The 14,902-nt window shown below is 69.4% G+C and carries 20 protein-coding genes; 9 read left to right on the top strand and 11 right to left on the bottom strand.

The features are described 5' to 3' along the window. Positions 1 to 253: 253 nt before the first annotated feature. Together ACWJ6R_RS15225 and ACWJ6R_RS15220 are read left to right on the top strand one after the other, a co-directional pair. Entirely contained in the window at positions 254 to 862 is a 609-nt protein-coding gene (locus ACWJ6R_RS15225; RefSeq protein WP_449062848.1) for a hypothetical protein, read from the top strand. Between the two features lie 297 nt (positions 863 to 1,159). Next, on the top strand, positions 1,160 to 1,627 hold the full coding sequence (locus ACWJ6R_RS15220; RefSeq protein WP_449062847.1) for an SRPBCC family protein: 468 nt from the start codon (positions 1,160 to 1,162) through the stop codon (positions 1,625 to 1,627). A gap of 296 nt (positions 1,628 to 1,923) precedes the next feature. Here ACWJ6R_RS15220 and ACWJ6R_RS15215 read toward each other — a convergent pair whose 3' ends face one another. The 3 genes from ACWJ6R_RS15215 to ACWJ6R_RS15205 form a co-directional block, all read right to left on the bottom strand. Beyond that, positions 1,924 to 2,298: a hypothetical protein gene (locus ACWJ6R_RS15215; RefSeq protein WP_449062846.1), complete on the bottom strand. Its 375-nt coding sequence runs from the start codon at positions 2,296 to 2,298 to the stop codon at positions 1,924 to 1,926. A 64-nt stretch (positions 2,299 to 2,362) separates the two neighbouring features. Next, the gene (locus tag ACWJ6R_RS15210; RefSeq protein WP_449062845.1) at positions 2,363 to 2,860 is read right to left on the bottom strand and encodes a hypothetical protein; all 498 of its coding nucleotides are present in this window, start codon (positions 2,858 to 2,860) and stop codon (positions 2,363 to 2,365) included. A gap of 157 nt (positions 2,861 to 3,017) precedes the next feature. After that, positions 3,018 to 3,563, bottom strand: coding sequence for an SMI1/KNR4 family protein (locus ACWJ6R_RS15205; RefSeq protein WP_449062844.1), 546 nt, complete (start codon positions 3,561 to 3,563; stop codon positions 3,018 to 3,020). Positions 3,564 to 3,825: 262 nt separating this feature from the next. Here ACWJ6R_RS15205 and ACWJ6R_RS15200 point away from each other — a divergent pair, with 262 nt between their 5' ends. From ACWJ6R_RS15200 to ACWJ6R_RS15185, 4 genes are all read left to right on the top strand, one after another. Beyond that, a complete protein-coding gene (locus ACWJ6R_RS15200; protein WP_449062843.1) occupies positions 3,826 to 4,392 on the top strand; it encodes a hypothetical protein in 567 nt (188 codons plus the stop codon). A 259-nt stretch (positions 4,393 to 4,651) separates the two neighbouring features. Beyond that, positions 4,652 to 5,170, top strand: coding sequence for a SigE family RNA polymerase sigma factor (locus ACWJ6R_RS15195; protein WP_449062842.1), 519 nt, complete (start codon positions 4,652 to 4,654; stop codon positions 5,168 to 5,170). Continuing rightward, the gene (locus ACWJ6R_RS15190) at positions 5,167 to 5,328 is read left to right on the top strand and encodes a hypothetical protein (protein ID WP_449062841.1); all 162 of its coding nucleotides are present in this window, start codon (positions 5,167 to 5,169) and stop codon (positions 5,326 to 5,328) included. Before ACWJ6R_RS15195 ends, ACWJ6R_RS15190 begins: the two co-directional genes overlap by 4 nt. After that, on the top strand, positions 5,313 to 6,317 hold the full coding sequence (locus ACWJ6R_RS15185; RefSeq protein ID WP_449062840.1) for a hypothetical protein: 1,005 nt from the start codon (positions 5,313 to 5,315) through the stop codon (positions 6,315 to 6,317). Before ACWJ6R_RS15190 ends, ACWJ6R_RS15185 begins: the two co-directional genes overlap by 16 nt. A 10-nt stretch (positions 6,318 to 6,327) precedes the next feature. Here the strand turns inward: ACWJ6R_RS15185 and ACWJ6R_RS15180 are convergent, their stop codons facing one another. The 3 genes from ACWJ6R_RS15180 to ACWJ6R_RS15170 form a co-directional block, all read right to left on the bottom strand. After that, positions 6,328 to 6,912 (bottom strand): nucleosidase, encoded by a 585-nt coding sequence (locus ACWJ6R_RS15180; protein WP_449062839.1) that lies wholly within the window; start codon positions 6,910 to 6,912, stop codon positions 6,328 to 6,330. 70 nt (positions 6,913 to 6,982) lie between these two features. Continuing rightward, entirely contained in the window at positions 6,983 to 7,321 is a 339-nt protein-coding gene (locus tag ACWJ6R_RS15175) for a pyrophosphatase (RefSeq protein WP_449062838.1), read from the bottom strand. Positions 7,322 to 7,428: 107 nt separating this feature from the next. After that, entirely contained in the window at positions 7,429 to 8,271 is an 843-nt protein-coding gene (locus tag ACWJ6R_RS15170; RefSeq protein WP_449062837.1) for an alpha/beta fold hydrolase, read from the bottom strand. A 204-nt stretch (positions 8,272 to 8,475) separates the two neighbouring features. Between ACWJ6R_RS15170 and ACWJ6R_RS15165 the strand changes: the two genes are divergently transcribed. Both ACWJ6R_RS15165 and ACWJ6R_RS15160 read left to right on the top strand, forming a co-directional pair. Next, the gene (locus ACWJ6R_RS15165) at positions 8,476 to 9,330 is read left to right on the top strand and encodes a helix-turn-helix transcriptional regulator (RefSeq protein ID WP_449062836.1); all 855 of its coding nucleotides are present in this window, start codon (positions 8,476 to 8,478) and stop codon (positions 9,328 to 9,330) included. Between the two features lie 88 nt (positions 9,331 to 9,418). Further along, a complete protein-coding gene (locus ACWJ6R_RS15160) occupies positions 9,419 to 10,300 on the top strand; it encodes an alpha/beta fold hydrolase (protein ID WP_449062835.1) in 882 nt (293 codons plus the stop codon). 98 nt (positions 10,301 to 10,398) lie between these two features. Here the strand turns inward: ACWJ6R_RS15160 and ACWJ6R_RS15155 are convergent, their stop codons facing one another. From ACWJ6R_RS15155 to ACWJ6R_RS15140, 4 genes are all read right to left on the bottom strand, one after another. Beyond that, positions 10,399 to 10,833, bottom strand: coding sequence for a GNAT family N-acetyltransferase (locus tag ACWJ6R_RS15155; protein WP_449062834.1), 435 nt, complete (start codon positions 10,831 to 10,833; stop codon positions 10,399 to 10,401). Between the two features lie 76 nt (positions 10,834 to 10,909). Further along, a complete protein-coding gene (locus ACWJ6R_RS15150) occupies positions 10,910 to 11,659 on the bottom strand; it encodes an SDR family NAD(P)-dependent oxidoreductase (RefSeq protein ID WP_449062833.1) in 750 nt (249 codons plus the stop codon). Between the two features lie 59 nt (positions 11,660 to 11,718). Beyond that, complete coding sequence (locus ACWJ6R_RS15145) at positions 11,719 to 12,126, bottom strand: MarR family winged helix-turn-helix transcriptional regulator (protein WP_449062832.1); 408 nt, start codon at positions 12,124 to 12,126, stop codon at positions 11,719 to 11,721. 49 nt (positions 12,127 to 12,175) lie between these two features. Next, a complete protein-coding gene (locus ACWJ6R_RS15140; protein WP_449062831.1) occupies positions 12,176 to 12,826 on the bottom strand; it encodes a hypothetical protein in 651 nt (216 codons plus the stop codon). Between the two features lie 611 nt (positions 12,827 to 13,437). On the opposite strand from ACWJ6R_RS15140, the gene ACWJ6R_RS15135 reads away from it, so the two are divergent. Further along, positions 13,438 to 13,914, top strand: a complete 477-nt coding sequence (locus ACWJ6R_RS15135) for a MaoC family dehydratase (protein WP_449062830.1) — start codon at positions 13,438 to 13,440, stop codon at positions 13,912 to 13,914. A 171-nt stretch (positions 13,915 to 14,085) separates the two neighbouring features. Here the strand turns inward: ACWJ6R_RS15135 and ACWJ6R_RS15130 are convergent, their stop codons facing one another. Beyond that, positions 14,086 to 14,721 (bottom strand): response regulator, encoded by a 636-nt coding sequence (locus ACWJ6R_RS15130; protein WP_449062829.1) that lies wholly within the window; start codon positions 14,719 to 14,721, stop codon positions 14,086 to 14,088. Positions 14,722 to 14,902: the final 181 nt, after the last annotated feature.

The raw sequence follows: 14,902 nt of genomic DNA, 5'->3' as shown, positions 1-14,902 counted from the left end.
CAGCGTCGCGGACCCCGGCCGCGCATGTGGCCTGGGGGCCGGTCACGGCCGGGGCCGCACTCGGGCCGCGCACCGGCCACCGGCCTCGCCGTACCTACCACCGCACCGCCCATAGGCCACGCCGCCGCCACGAGACCACCCTCGCCGGTAACCCACCCGTCTCCGCGACATAGGACCTGATCGCTGTCGGCTGCCCGCCATCGTTCAGATAACCCACATGCTCCGGCCCGAACCGCGATGTCACACTGACACGATGCCCCGCCCCGACCTCAGTGAGCCCGAATACCTCCGCCACATCGAGCACCTGGCCCGCGAGATCGTCAACGCGGCGAGCGCCGAAGGATGGCTCACCTACGCCGACGACCCCGCCGAGGCCACCCCCCTCCAGCGAGCGGTGAACGAGGCGGCCCGCCGGCTCCGCCACTACCACTTCGACGGAGACGGATGCCTCGACGAGAAGCGTCCGGTCCTGCGCCTCGCCGGCATCGTCCTCCTGCGGCCTGACGCCGTTCCCCTCGGCATGGAGGAGAGCTACGCCGAGATCTGCGCCCGCCTCGGGGTCGAGGCCAGGCCCGAAGGCTGGGCGGTCTGGAACACCTGGGCCGAAGACGGCCAGAGCCTCTCGATCGTCCTGGTCGACTCCGAGGGAACCGAAGGTCTGCTCATGAACTGGGCGCGGGGAATCGAGGTCTACCCGCTCACCCCGCTGCCGGCCCAAGTCGTGCTGACCCGGCAGGGATGGCTCACCCCGATGACCCTGTCTCCGCGGAGCGCCCGCAGGCTGGGAGTCATCCAGCCTGCGGGCCGGAAAGCACCGGCGAACCCCGATGCCTCCGGCGGGGGCACTCCGGCTCCGGGATGATCACCACGGGCGTGCCCATCACCGCCGGCCTGCCAGTGGCTGAGGGATGAGCAGGCGGGCGGAGTGTGCGCGTCCGCACAGTGACGAACGGGTTCGGGTTGCGGTTTGGGTTGCAGTTCACCGTCGTCCTATGCCGTTCCAGGTGGACCGGCCGAGCTCGTTGGTCCAGGTTGAACCGATCGGGACGGGCAGGATCCGAGTTGCTAATGCAGTTTATGTTTCCCGCGCAGCATCTGTCGGGAAGGCAGGAAGCAACTCAGAAGATCCCCATGAAGTTCGTTGTATTATGCTTGACACATGCCAAGCTTTGAGATTTTAACGCATGTCATGGCCCCTCCGGAACGAGTCTTCGACATCTCGCTGGACGTAGACGTTCACACAGCATCAATGGTGGGATCCTCCGAGAAGGCGGTCGGCGGTGTGACCGCTGGCAAATTGAATCTGGGCGATACCGTTACGTGGCAGGCGCGACACTTCGGTATCCGTTGGCGGATGACGTCTACGATCAGCGCTTACGATCGCCCCGGGTATTTCGTCGATGAGCAGGTGTCAGGACCTTTCAAACGCTGGTACCACGCTCACTATTTTCGACCTTACGGCCACGAAGGTACGGTAATGAGCGACGTCGTTGAATTCGCCGCGCCTCTCGGTCTGCTTGGGGGGATCGCTGAAATGCTGGCTCTCCGTCACTATATGCCCAAGCTGATCATGATTCGAAATCAACACATCAAGCAGATTGCCGAAGTTGATCCCACGGCCAATTGAGGATCTGCCGAGCAGATAGACAACAGGCCTATTCCTGTCAAACCTGCCCCGTGTGCGATGGTGGAGATATTCAGATACGTGATCTTTTAGACGGTTGATGATCTATCGGCATCCTGGGAGCCGCTTTGGGAGCCACTCGAACAGATAATCATGAACCGAGCCGGACGGATCCGAACGGCCGGAGTCTCGACGAGCAGCACGGTGAACGGCCATGGACGCCTCTGGACGTCGTTCGGGGGCTTACGGATCACAAGGCTCATGCAGGGATCAGCAGCCACCGGGCAAAACAGTTCTCTTCATCTAGCTCGGTGTACCAGCGCACCTTGAAGGCGAACGCTGTGCACGATGAGCGGGGCGCCGTCTTCATCAGCGGTGTCCGGATAGCGGAGGGCTTCAGCCAGCACGTGCGGGTAGTCGGGGCCGGATGCCTGTACGACGGCGATGCCGCCGTCTTCTGCCTGGAAGACCTCCATCCAACTGTCATCGCGGACGACTCCGTCGGCGCCGACGAGGGCTGCCCAACCGACTCCGACCTGGATGTTGGTGTCCTCCGGGCCAAGGTCAACAATGTCGTCGTATTGGTTGTCGCTGAATCCGCGCCACGCGCCGCGCAGGGAAGCGTCGACAGCGAGAAAGGGATCGCCGTTCGTCCAAAGTCGGCCGGTATGCACCCAGGGTCCTCGCACTGGTCCAGTGTGGATGAAAGCCGACCAGCGCGGCACGGTGTCGGCGGTCTCAGCCGCGAGAAGGCTTCTCGGGGCAATCGGCCTCCACCCAGGTGGCGGTCAGGTCCCGGCAGACCACCATGACCGTTCCCGGCCGGAAGGCGATCTCGTGGCTGCATCCGTCGAGGTGCGGCAGGATCTCGTCGAGGATCACCACGCTGCGAGGCTCGAACCCCAAGGGCGCGGCGACGTCGAGTCTGTAGTCCGACACACCTTCATAGCGGATGACCAGGTCCTCTTCGTGCTTCCAGCAGTTGTGCCGGAACGCGAGTTCCATGAAGTGCTCTCCCTCGGTCTCGCCGAACGTGATCCGCTCCAGGTTGAGGTCCTTCACGCACCGCGGGCCGTGGAAGTCGTAGTGCAGGGGATCCGCCGCGAACGCACGGGCGCCCGCCGGCAGCACATCGGCGAACTCGGGAAGCCGCTCCAGGTACTCGGTCGGGCTGATGACACCATGGACGACACCACCGGGCAGGGTCATCGAGGCGTTGAGGTCGACGTACTTCATGCGCCGGCCGCATCCGGGAGCATGCGGGTGCAACCGCTGCGGAACATACACGGAATGATCTTCATCGCGTTCACCATGCCATAGCCCGTAACCGCAGGCCGCCGTATTGCGGAGTCGCCGACTGCCGCTCCACTTCCAACCCGCTGCTTCGGGATGGTCACCTTTCCCCTGCCAGCCGCTGCCGGGCCGGCTCCCATGGTCGCATCTCGCTGTCTTCGTCGGCCTCTTCCTCGTACCAGCCCGTCCCCGAAAGCCAGGTCTCCAGCCAGTCGGTCAGACTCTCCGCGTCGATGTGCCACGCGCGGTGCCAGTCACCGTTGATCCCGTTCGGCTCGAAGAGCAGCACGGTCCCCTCCGGACTGCGGCAGTCCACGGCGGCGTACATGCCACACCCCCAGTCCAGGACGGGCAGCACGTCGGGCGGCCAGTGCGCGTCATCGCCGGGCTCCGAACCGTCCCGCTCCTCCTGGTAGTCGCTCACGGCGGTACGTCCTTCACCCAGCAGCGGCAGGAGCTGATAGTCGGGACCGAAGCCGCCGTTGGCTACCTCGCAGTAGAGCCGAACGAGCACGTCAGGAAGCTGGAAGCCCAAGATGCGTTCCGCCTGTGTCACTTCCTCCGCCGTCGCGGGGGGAGGCAGGTGCTCCATGGTCGTGCGCGCCTTGGCGGACACCCGCCAGAGGAGATCATCGATGTCTGTCACGGCGATGATCCTGCCACCCGCTCACGACAGAGAGGCCGTACCACGGCGGTCGCTTCCTAGTCGCAGTTCTGGTTGCGATCCAACGCCGTCCCATGCCGTTCCAGGCGGACCGGCCGCACTCCCCGTGCAAGGCGGGGGCGCGATTCTGATATGGCCCTTTGATGCGGTCCATTCAGGTCATGACATACTTCCAGGCCGCCCCCTGTGGATGATGCCAGTACGACCGGAGGACCATCGGATGAAACCGTTGACGCTGCGAATCATGGCCACGTCGCTCGTCTTCGTGCCGACCATGTTCGCCTCGAACTGCGGATGGGCCAGCGAGTCCGCCGGCTACTGCGGGAGAGACACCGGTAATCACTCCGGGATCGGATTGTTCAATCTGGCGGGCTTGTTCGGCTCTCCTCTGGAAGAGGCGTACAGGCTGCTTCTCCTGGTGGATGCTTTCATTCTGATATTCGCAGTCCCCTCGTTGATATCCGGAGCGGCCGCCGTCGCCGGCGGCCGGTGGCGGGGCCGGGTAAGCCTCCTGGCCGCCGGACTGGTCGGGTCCCTGGGACTGGTCAACGTTCTCGGTACGGTCATGCACAACTGGCTTGCCGCATCCAGGAGGATAACTCGCGACTTTGACGGCTCCGGTGATTCTTTCTTGTACATCGAAGCGCCATCGTCCGTCTGGCTCGGCCTCTCATATCTTCTGGGCGCGGTTCTCCTGGTCGTCGCGACCCGGCGCGACCGATCGGAATCGTCCTCGGTGGCGAAAATCACGAGTCATCCCACGCCCGATACCACGGATGTCGAGGCCGAGCGGCCGTCGAGCGTTCTCTGAAGTCGCAGCTCGAGATGGCCGATCCGGTGGAGGAGTCAGCATCACCGGTTGCCATCCCATCCACTCCAGCGAACACCGTTTCATCCAGGACCACGGCCTCGGCGCCTTCTGGGACCTCGACTGGGACCCGTACGACGTGACCCGCGCCGCGGTCGCCTGACCACCGCGCGGTGATCGGGCGGCTTCGCCGGAAAGCGGGCGACGGACTACAACCATTCGCCGGGCGGCTCGCGTTGGGAACGGGTGAGAGGAGATCACCTTGAACCATCACGACGGCTTCCGCGAGTTCGTGCTCGCCCGCCAGCAGGCGCTGATGCGGACCGCGTACCTGCTCACGGGGGACGCCCATCTCGCGGAGGACCTGCTGCAGAGCGTCCTGATCAAAGTCGCGGGGCGGTGGCCCAAGCTCTCCAGGGACGGCAGTCCGGAGGCGTACACGCGCAAGGCGCTGGTCAACCAGTACATCTCCTGGTGGCGCCGGCCGCGCCCCGAGTCGCCGAGCGCCGACCCTCCGGAACACGGCGTCTCCCACGAGGACGCCTCCCTCGACCGGATCGTGCTGCGCCAGGCGCTGGCCAGGCTGACGCCCAAGCAGCGTGCCGTGATCGTGCTGCGCTTCTGGATGGACCTCACCGAGGTGCAGACGGCCGAGACGCTCGGGTGCTCGGTGGGCACGGTCAAGAGCCAGGCCCATCACGCGCTGGCCCGTCTGCGCGCGCTCGCGCCCGAGCTGGCGCACCTGCTGTCCGATTCCGAGATCAGGGAGGCGGTCCGATGACCAGGTTGCACGAAGCGCTGGACGAGATCGCCGCCGAGGCCCCTCCGGTGAACCTGGCCGACCTGGTCATCACCGGCCATCGGCGCAGGCGGCGCGTCACCCTGGCGCTGGCCGCGGCCACGGCGTCGCGACGTTCGGCGCGGTGGCGGCGGCCGTGACGCTGCCGGGACCGCGCGGCGGCGCCCCGGCCGACGCCGCCGACACGGCCATGTCACAGCGCGCCGACACGGCCACGTCGCAGCGCGTGGACGCGGACGCGGTGCCCGATCTGCCCGGAGGCAAGGTGGGCGTGCTCAGCCACGCGTACCTGACGTCCTGCAAGGTCGACCGGGACCCGGAGCGCCCCCCGGACTGCAGCGCCGTCGAGTGGCGGGTGGTCACCGGAGCCGGCACGACCTACCGGGTACGGCAGGCACTCGTCTGGAACACCGAGGACCGGCGCGTCCCCGTCGCGATCAGCCGGGACGGGCGCATGCTCGCCTACTACAGCCGGCAGGCTCAGGCGCATGTGGTCCGCGACCTGGTGAACGGCTCCGAGACGGTCTCCCCCGTCAGGGTGGAGGAGGAACGGATCGGCATCGGCTCCATGCTCGTGGTCTCCGACGACGGCCGCTACGTGGTCTTCGACCCGCGGGAGGGGACGAAGGATCCCGGGCTGCTGATCGACATGCGGACCGGCAGGAAGATGTCGGTGAACGGCAAGTTCGAGACGGTCGGCGTCAAGGACGGCGTCGCCGAGCTGGTCCGGTACGTCAAGACCGACCTGTGGCTGATGCCCGTCACCGGTGGAGGCGCACCGGTGCGCTTCGACGGCACGTTCATCATGTTCAGCGAACTCGCTCCGGACGGCCGTACGGTGGCCGCCTTCGACTTCAAGGCGCGCGGCCTCGAGAAGCACACGCTCACCCTCCTCGACGCCAGGACCGGGCGGATCCTGCGGCGGGTCGCGATCCGGGGGCTGCCGAAGGACGGCGGCATCACGGGCACCTCCCTCTGGCGGAGCGGCGCGGAGATCACGATCCTCCACCTAGGTACGGAGACCAGGGCCTACGCGGTCGACCTCGAGACCGGAAAGGCCCGGCAGCTGGCCTGCTACCCCGACAAGACCATGAACCTGGTCCTGCCCGGGCTGGCGGCCATCGGATAGCACCGGGGTGTCAGGGGCACGGGTCCAGGTGGCGGGCGGTCCAGTCGGCCAGGGCGCGGGCGCAGTCGGCCACCGACTCGCGCCAGCTCCTCGCCGCGCCGTCGCCCGCGTCGTCGCTGACGTGCTTGACGATGCGGATCGGCACGCCGGCCCGGCCCGCGGCCGCCGCCAGGGCGTAACCCTCCATGTCGACCAGATGCGCCCGGGCCGCGAGGCGCTCGCGTGCGGCCTCGTCCGCGATGAAGGCGTCACCGGTCGCCAGGACCGGGCCGCCGTCCGCGTCCAGGGTCAGGGCCGCCCCGTAGGTCTCGCCGGTGAGGGCGCGCAGCAGGTCGGTGTCCAGGTCGTGCTGGATCACGGTGCCGATGACGTGGGTGCCGGTCCACCCCGGACGCAGGGCCCCCGCCGTACCCAGGTTGACGATCTGGGAGGGGCGGGGCTCGCGGGCGAGTACGGTGGCCAGCGCGATCGCGGCGTCGACCTTGCCTATGCCGGTGAGCAGCACCGGCAGGTCCGTGTCGAGGGACTGCGCCTCTTCCTTGACCGCGACCACGAGCAACGGACGGTCTGCGGTGATCTTCCCGACGAGTTCCATGGCGACACAGTCTTCACCTTCCGCGAAGGTCGTCAAGTTCCGCGGCGGCCGCCGAGCCCTCCGAGCGCCGTCACTGCTCGTTCCCGCCCTGCGCGGAGAGCCGGTCCGGGTGCCACGGCAGCCACTTCCGGGCGACCTCGGCCTCCAGATCGACACCGTGGTGCCGGGCCATCAGCAGGACGTGGGAGAGGACGTCGGCGAGCTCGGAGCGGAAGCCGGACTCCAGTTCCTCACGCGAGTACCCCTTGTCCCGGGACTGACCGGCGCGCATGAGGAACACCTGCGTCAGTTCGCCGACCTCCTCCTGGAGCTTCAGCAGGAACCAGGTGGAGTCCCGGGTGATGCCGTGTCTGAGCGCGTAGGCATCGGAGACCGCCTCGACCTCGTCCGTGAGCTGCCGCAAGTCCATGGCCGGGAGTCTAGGGACATCCGGTGGGCGGAGTGGGCTGCAGGCAGGTCAAGGAACCGGGGGAAGGTCGCGGGGTCGGGGTGGAGGTCACAGGGCCGGAGCGGAGGTCACAGGGCGGGGGCGGAGTCCCGGGCGAGGAAGTCCCGGACGAGTCCGGTGAACTCGTCCGGCTTCTCGAAGAAGGCGACGTGCCCCGCGTCGATCTCGGCGTAGGCGCTGCCGGGGATCGCCGCGTGCAGATCCCGGCTGTTGCCCACCGGGACGGTGGCGTCCTGGGAGCAGCCGACGACCAGGGTCTCCGCCTGGATGAGGGGCAACAGCCGGCGGATGTCCACGCGTGCGTCCAGGTCGACGTGGCGCAGTGTTCCGGGAGTCGGCGGCAGGTTCGGCACCAGCCTCTCGACCTCCTCCCTGCCGATCGTGTTGAGGAAGTCCCGGCTGAACCCGGTCATCGTGACGCTCCGGCCGAACGCCTCGGCGTCCACGCTCCCCAGCCGCCGCCACAAGGCGAACAGGTTCCGCATGTACTCGTCGGAGTCCGTACGGATCCATCCGGCGACCAGGATCAGCCGCCGCACCAGGTCGGGACGGGAGGCCGCGAGCGCGGCGGCCACCGGCGCGCCCATCGAGAAGCCGAGGACGTCGGCCGCCGGGCCCGCTCCGGCGTCCGCAGTACCCTCCGCGCGCTCGGCATCCGCGGCATCCTCGATGACGGCCGCGACCTGCTCGGCGAGGCCTTCGACGGTGAGCGGTGCACCGTCGTCGGAGGTCCGGTCGGTTCCGGACAGGTCGGGCGTGATCACCGTGTGCCGGTCGGCGAACCGGTGGGTGATCCCGCCCCACGTCAGCTCGGCGCCCGCGGAGCCGGTGCCGTGCACCAGGACGAGGGCCGGGCCGGTGCCGGTACGGGTGTAGTGGACCTGGGCGTTTCCGACGGTGACGACAGGCATTGACGGCTCCTTCGTGTTCGGTTCGACGGCCCCGGTGCGGATGCGGCCGAGGTCCGGTCGAGTCCGGGCGAGAGGCGGTTCCACACCCGGAACACCGGGATGCCGGAGACACTGCCGCCGTCCTGGAGGGTTGAGAAGAGGACCGTCTCTCCGGGGGATCGGCGGTCCCTGGCTGGATCCTGATCGATTTGGGATGATCACGGCATGCCGATGAACCGTCAGGAGCTCGCCGGGTTCCTGCGCCGCTCCCGCGAGAGGCTGCGGCCGGAGGAGGCCGGGCTCCCCGGCGGCCCCAGGCGCCGCACGCCCGGCCTGCGGCGCGAGGAAGTGGCCCAGCTGGCCGGGATGTCGGTTGACTACTACGTCCGTATGGAGCAGCGCCGCAGCCCCCAGCCGTCGGTGCAGACACTGGCCTCGCTCGTCCGCGCCCTCCGGCTGGACACCGACGAGAGAGATCATCTCTACCTGCTGGCGGGGCATCGCCCACCGGCCGGCCGGCACGCGGGCGAGCACGTCCGGCCGGGTCTCCTTCACCTGCTCGACCGGCTCACCGACACCCCGGCGCAGGTGGTCGGTGATCTCGGTGACGTGCTCGCTCAGAACGCGATGGCCCGGGCTCTGCTCGGCGGGGTGTGCACGGTGTCGGAGCACGGCCGCAACCTGGTCTGGCGCTGGTTCACCGATCCCGGGGCGCGCGCGCCGTACCCGGCCGGCGAGCACGGGCACTACAGCCGGATGCACGTCGCCGACCTGCGCGCGGCCGTCGCCCGCAGGCCGGGCGACCCCGTCGCGGCCCGGCTGGTCCGCCGGCTCGGCGAGGCCAGTGAGGAGTTCCGCGTGCTCTGGGAACTGCACGAGGTCGCCGTCCGCCGCCGCAGCCGCATGCGGCTCCTCCACCCGCTGGTCGGGCCGGTCGAGCTGGACTGCGAGGTCCTGCTCGCTCCGGAGGAGGACCAGCGTCTGGTCGTCTTCACCCCGCCGCCGGGGAGCGACGACGTCGCCCGGCTCGAACTGCTCCGCGTCGTCGGCGGGGACCAGTTCGCGCCCGCGGACGGATGACGCCCGTGCGTCCCGCCGGCGGGTCCCCGCCGCGCCTGCCCGCCGATCAGAAGTGGTGATCGGACTCCCCGAACAGATCGGAGTGCCCATGACCGGAGCCACGTCCGCCACCCCCGCCTTCCGGACGCCGGAGGCGGAGAAACGTTTCCTCGCCGCCTACCAGGCCGTCCTGGAGCAGTGGCCGATCACCACCGAACCGATCGACGTCCGCTCCGCCTACGGCACCACCCGGGTGCAGGTCTGCGGGCCGCGGGAGGGGAATCCGCTGGTCCTGCTGCATGGCGGCGGGGCCACCTCGGCCGTCTGGTTCGCCAACGTCGCCGCTCTCGGCTCCGCGCATCGGGTGTACGCGGTCGACCAGATCGGGGAGCCCGGCCGCAGCGTCCATGACGGCCGGCCGATCCGCGACCAACGCGATCTGATGGACTGGCTGGAGTCGACGTTCGAGGGACTCGGGCTCGACCGCGCGGACCTGTGCGGTCACTCGTCCGGGGGAGAGCTGGCCCTCGGCTTCGCGCTGCACGCGCCGCAGCGGGTGCGCAGGCTCGCGCTCATCGACCCCACTCGGTGCTTCACCGGGTTCAGCCCCCGCTACCTGGCGCACGCCCTGCCGGTGCTGCTGCGGCCGACCGCCGGGCGGGTGCGTGTCTTCATCGACTGGGAGACGGACGGAGCGCCCCTCGATCCCGCGTGGCTGCGGCTCTACGTGTCGGGCGCGGTGGACTTCCCCAGCTCCAAGGTCGTCGTAGGGCGCCGCCCGGACGCCGCCCGGCTACGGGCCTCGGAGACTCCGACGCTCGTCCTGCCGGCGGAGCGCAGCCGGGCACACGACGTCCGCAGGCTGGTCGCGGGGGTGCGGCGGCTGATGCCGCAGGCCCGCACGGTGACGCTGGCGGGCGTGTCGCACCACGCCGCTCCGGCCTGGCGGCCGGAGGAGCTGAACCGGCGGCTGCTGGAGTTCCTCGAGTGAGACCGCAGGAGGGCTTCGGGCTGATCGACCGGGGGATCGGCCGGGGGATCGACCGGGGGATCGACCTGGAGGGAAGCGGTCGGAGACCGTACGGGGGATCAGTCGCGTGCGGGCCCGTCCGGGGCGGGCCGGCCGTCGAGGGCGGAGCGGCGCAGGCGGCTCATCCCGGGGACCGGGAGCATGCCGAACCGCTCGTAGTACGGCTGGAGCGGGGCCTCGCAGAGCAGATCGACCGAGTAGAGGTGATCGGCCGCGTCGAGGATCCGGCGCATCAGCTCCGTGCCGATCCCCCACCCCTGGTATTCGGGCAGGACCTCCAGCCAGGGGATGTAGGCGGTCAGGACCCCGTCGCTGATCATGTTGACGAATCCGACGACGCGGTCCGTGCCGTCGTCGACCGCGACGACGACACGGTGGCTGCCGCGGAGGACCGCCAGATGCTGCTCAGGGGAGGCGGCCCTGGGCCAGCCGACGAAGAAACCTTGCAACTGCTCGGCGCGGACGGCGCCGACGGCGTCGGTGTAGTGGATCACCTGCGCATCCTCGCGGTGTTCCGCGGGCCGGGCAAGGCGTTTCCACGGCTCTGAGGGACATCCGGCGGTGCGCGGGTCACACGCCTCCGGTCACCGCGATGACCTGGCCGGTGATGCCGGTGTTGGCGGCCGAGCCCAGGTAGACGACGGCGTTGGCGACCTCGGCGGCGTCCAGCAGTCGGCCGATCGGGGCGCGGGCGCTGTAGTGGTGGCCCACGGCTTCGGCCATCGCCTCGTTGCGGGCGGTCCGGGTGAAGCCCGGCATGACGACGTTGGACAGGACGTCACCGTCGCGGCCGAGGCTGAAGGCGGCCGAGCGGCTGAAGCCGTGCAGCGCGCCCTTGGCCGCCGCGTAGTACTCGCCGCCGATCATGCCCTCGGTGACGACACCCGAGGAGACATGGACGAAGCGGCCGAAGCCGCGTTCCCTCATGCCGGGGGCGACCAGGCGGCTGAGCCGCAGGGCTCCCTCGACATTGTGCCTGAGCACCTCCACCCACTCGGCGTCGGGCACGTCCTCGAAAGAACCGTCCGGTCCCGGCGGACGGCCGCCCCAGCGGACGGCGTTGTTGACCAGCACGTCGATCCCGCCCATCCGCTCCAGAACCCCGGCGACCAGGGTCTCCGCCGAGCCGGGATCGCCCAGGTCGTACGGCAGCGCGAGCCCGCCGATCTCCCGGGCGAGCGCGTCGGCCTCCTCGGGGGCGCTCCGGTAGGTGAGGATCACGTGGGCTCCCTCGGCCGCATAGCCGCGGGCGATCTCCCGTCCGATGCCACCGGAGGCCCCGGTCACGACGACGGTGCGGTCCTTCAGTCCCAGGTCCATCAAAACTCCTTAACCACTTAACTTAATGGGCATGCCTTGCAATGAAGGGGCGAGAAGGGTCAGAGCAGTCGAGCGATGGCCTTGCGCTGGGTCGGGGTCAGACTCGCCAGCCAGGCGGTCTCCGCGTCGTGCCAGACCTCCGTCACCGGCCGCTCCAGCGCGCGCCCGGCATCGGTCAGCCAGGCCCGCTGGACCCGGGCGTCCCCGTCGTCGCGACGCCGTACCACCAGGCCCTGCTTCTCCAGGCCGCGCAGCACCTGCGTGATGTTGGCCGCCGTCACCTTCGTGCGCTCGGCCAGCTCGCCCTGGCAGAGCCCGTCTCGGCGCCAGAGCTGGGCCAGGTAGACCTCCTGGCCCAGCCGCAGGCCCAGTCTCTCCAGGCCTGCGGCGATCTGGCGCTTGTGGGAGCCGAGCCGCACGATCAACGCGTACATCGTGCTGTCCAGCAGCGAGTAGCCGTTCTCCATGTCCTACATCAATTTAGTTAAGCGTTTAAAGATGGTCAACCCTGTACGGCTATGCGCCGGCGACTTCCTTGAAGGTCGCCGAGACCTGACGCAGCAGCGGGCCGTGGATGTCGCTCCGGTCCGCCAGGGTCCAGGCGATGACCTGGTGGAAGCTCTGCTCACCCTCCACGAACGTCACCCAGTAGACGATGTCGAGGCCCTGGGTCGTGCCGCGCAGCTCGTACTGACGGGCCGGGGCGCCGTTGACGAAAAGCGACCGGTACTCGCCGAGGACGGGATCGGTCAGGCTCGCCTGCAGCTTCTCGGTGACGGCCTCGGCGTAACCGCCCAGATCGAAGTCGAAGCCGGAAGCGCTCTCGCTGATCACCATCAGGTACTGCTCTTTGACCGTGTTGCCCTGCTGGATGCCGGCGCTGTCCAGCAGGGCCAGCTTCTTCCAGTCGTTCGGGACGGTGATCTGGCTCTTGCCGTCGGCGGCCTTGATGAGCCGGCCACCCGAGGCCGGAGCGGTCGGTTCATTCGAGACGGAGGCCTGCGAGGGATCCTCGGCAGGGTCCTCCGGCTGCGTCGACGGTGCGGTCGAAGGGGCACCGGACGGCGCGGCCGAGGCGGCGCTGGACGGCGCGCCCGAGGCGGCTCTGGTGGCTGCCGGATCATCGGGGAGCAGGGCGAACACCACTGCCAGGGCGACGAAGACCACGACGGCTCCACCCAGGGTCCAGGGCCAGAGCGACCTGCGCCCGGGCGGCCTGGCCGGCGGCTGGGACCAGCCACCGGGGATCGTCTGCCCGCTGTAGGGCGGCTGCTGGCTGTGGAAGGGCTGCTGTCCTTGGGGCGCGTAAGGCGGCTGCTGTCCCTGGGGTGCGTACGGGGACTGCTGTCCCTGGGGTCCGTAGGGCGGCTGCTGGCTGTGGAAGGGCTGCTGTCCTTGAGGCGCGTAAGGCGGCTGCTGCCCTTGAGGCCCGTGGTGCTGGGGCTGCCAGGGGTCCGCGGGAGGCTGCCCGGGCCCGGCAGGGGGCTGCTGGCCTTGCGGGTCCTGGGGAGATGATGGAGGCCACATGAAGGTCGGCGTTCCCTTTGTCGGTTTCCGGGGCTTCCCCCGAAGGATAAGCGCCTCCGGTCTCAGGGCGGTCCCGATAGCGGGACAACCGGTCTCGGCCGTTCCGCTCGATGACCGGGAACCGGTGCCGGTCCACCGCGGTCATGCCGCCGATCGCGGTGCCGGCGTCGTCCGACATGGAGGAAGGCGGCGGGAGAGGGCTCGCGGTGGCGAGTCTTCCCGTGATCCCCGGAACGGAATAAAGTTCCAGAATGAGGATCTTCTCGAACATCCAGGAGCTCAAGTCCGCGGTCGGCGAGCACCTCGGCCACAGCGAGTGGCGGACGGTGACCCAGGAGCAGGTGAACCTGTTCGCCGACGCCACCGGCGACCACCAGTGGATCCACGTCGACGTCGAGGCCGCGGCAGGGGGCCCGTTCGGCGGGACCATCGCCCACGGCTACCTGAGCCTGTCGCTGCTGCCGTCGTTCATGATGGAGCTGTTCCGGGTGGACGGCCTGGCCATGGGCATCAACTACGGCCTCGACAAGGTCCGCTTCCCCTCCCCGGTCCCGGTGGGCGCGCGGGTGCGGTGCGGAGCCGAGCTCACCGACCTCAAGGGCACGCCCTCGGGCTACCTGTCGAAGATGAAGATGACGGTCGAGGTCGAGGGCCGGGCCAAGCCCGCTTGCATCGCCGAGACGCTCTCCCTGTACGTGCCCGCCGAGGAGAAGCCCGGGGACGCCTGAGACGCGGGTTCCCCGGTGCCCACCCGGGACTCCCAGGGGCACGCCCGGCTCTCGACGCCCACCCGCTTCCCGGGCGTCTATCCGGCTCCCCGGGCGACTGCTCGGCGGTTCCGGGCGTCTACCCGGCTCCCGGGAGTCTGCTCGGTGGTTCCGGATGTCGGCCCGGTGGTCTCAGAACTCCTCCGCGAGCTCCTGGGCGAGGATCGCGGCCTGGACGCGGCTGCGGAGGCCCAGCTTGTTCAGCAACCGGCTGACGTGGGTCTTCGTGGTCGCCTCCGCCATGTCCAGCTCGCGGGCGATCTCCGCGTTCGACAGCCCCCGCCCGATGCACGCCAGCACCTCGCGCTCGCGTGGCGTCAAGCTCTCGACCTCGCGGGGTCCCCGCCGGGGGACGGACGACCGGAATTCCGAGATCAGCCGCCGGGTGACGGCGGGCGAGATGAGGCCGTCGCCCCGGGCCACCACCCGGACGGCCTCCACCAGGGCGTCGGCGTCGGTGTTCTTGAGCAGGAATCCGGCGGCTCCCGCGCGCAGCGCCCCGAAGACGTACTCGTCGACGTCGAAGGTGGTCAGGATCAGTACGTCGGCGATCCCGCTCAGCTCGCGCGTGGCCGAGATCCCGTCCAGTTTCGGCATCCGGACGTCCATCAGCACGACGTCCGGCCTGAGCGCCGTGGCCATGGCCACGGCCTGCTCGCCGTCCGCGGCCTCGCCGACGACCTCGATGTCGTCGTGGCCGCCGAGGATGAGGACGATCCCGGTGCGCACCGCCGCATGATCGTCGGCGACCAGGACACGGATGCTCACGGGTCCTCCTGACGGGAAGGGGCGGCCGTGTCCACGGGCGATGGAACGGCGGGGTCGTCGGACACGGCTCGCGCGGCCGGCCCTGCGGGTGCGGCCGGTCCCGTCTGCGGAGCCGGGGTGGTTCGCGGAGCCGGTACGGCTTGCGGGGCCGGGGCGGCGCGCAGCGGAGGTACGGCCAGCG

This window comes from Planomonospora algeriensis (genome assembly GCF_977012225.1).
The sequence above is the reverse complement of the archived record's forward strand: the minus strand, read 5'-3'. Positions and strand labels throughout refer to the sequence as shown.

Coding starts and splice junctions, on each gene's coding strand:
- ACWJ6R_RS15225 (WP_449062848.1), top strand. CDS start 254: ATGCCCCGCCCCGACCTCAGTGAGCCCGAATACCTCCGCCACATCGAG.
- ACWJ6R_RS15220 (WP_449062847.1), top strand. CDS start 1,160: ATGCCAAGCTTTGAGATTTTAACGCATGTCATGGCCCCTCCGGAACGA.
- ACWJ6R_RS15210 (WP_449062845.1), bottom strand. CDS start 2,860: ATGAAGTACGTCGACCTCAACGCCTCGATGACCCTGCCCGGTGGTGTC.
- ACWJ6R_RS15200 (WP_449062843.1), top strand. CDS start 3,826: ATGGCCACGTCGCTCGTCTTCGTGCCGACCATGTTCGCCTCGAACTGC.
- ACWJ6R_RS15190 (WP_449062841.1), top strand. CDS start 5,167: ATGACCAGGTTGCACGAAGCGCTGGACGAGATCGCCGCCGAGGCCCCT.
- ACWJ6R_RS15180 (WP_449062839.1), bottom strand. CDS start 6,912: ATGGAACTCGTCGGGAAGATCACCGCAGACCGTCCGTTGCTCGTGGTC.
- ACWJ6R_RS15175 (WP_449062838.1), bottom strand. CDS start 7,321: ATGGACTTGCGGCAGCTCACGGACGAGGTCGAGGCGGTCTCCGATGCC.
- ACWJ6R_RS15170 (WP_449062837.1), bottom strand. CDS start 8,271: ATGCCTGTCGTCACCGTCGGAAACGCCCAGGTCCACTACACCCGTACC.
- ACWJ6R_RS15165 (WP_449062836.1), top strand. CDS start 8,476: ATGCCGATGAACCGTCAGGAGCTCGCCGGGTTCCTGCGCCGCTCCCGC.
- ACWJ6R_RS15160 (WP_449062835.1), top strand. CDS start 9,419: ATGACCGGAGCCACGTCCGCCACCCCCGCCTTCCGGACGCCGGAGGCG.
- ACWJ6R_RS15150 (WP_449062833.1), bottom strand. CDS start 11,659: ATGGACCTGGGACTGAAGGACCGCACCGTCGTCGTGACCGGGGCCTCC.
- ACWJ6R_RS15145 (WP_449062832.1), bottom strand. CDS start 12,126: ATGGAGAACGGCTACTCGCTGCTGGACAGCACGATGTACGCGTTGATC.
- ACWJ6R_RS15135 (WP_449062830.1), top strand. CDS start 13,438: ATGAGGATCTTCTCGAACATCCAGGAGCTCAAGTCCGCGGTCGGCGAG.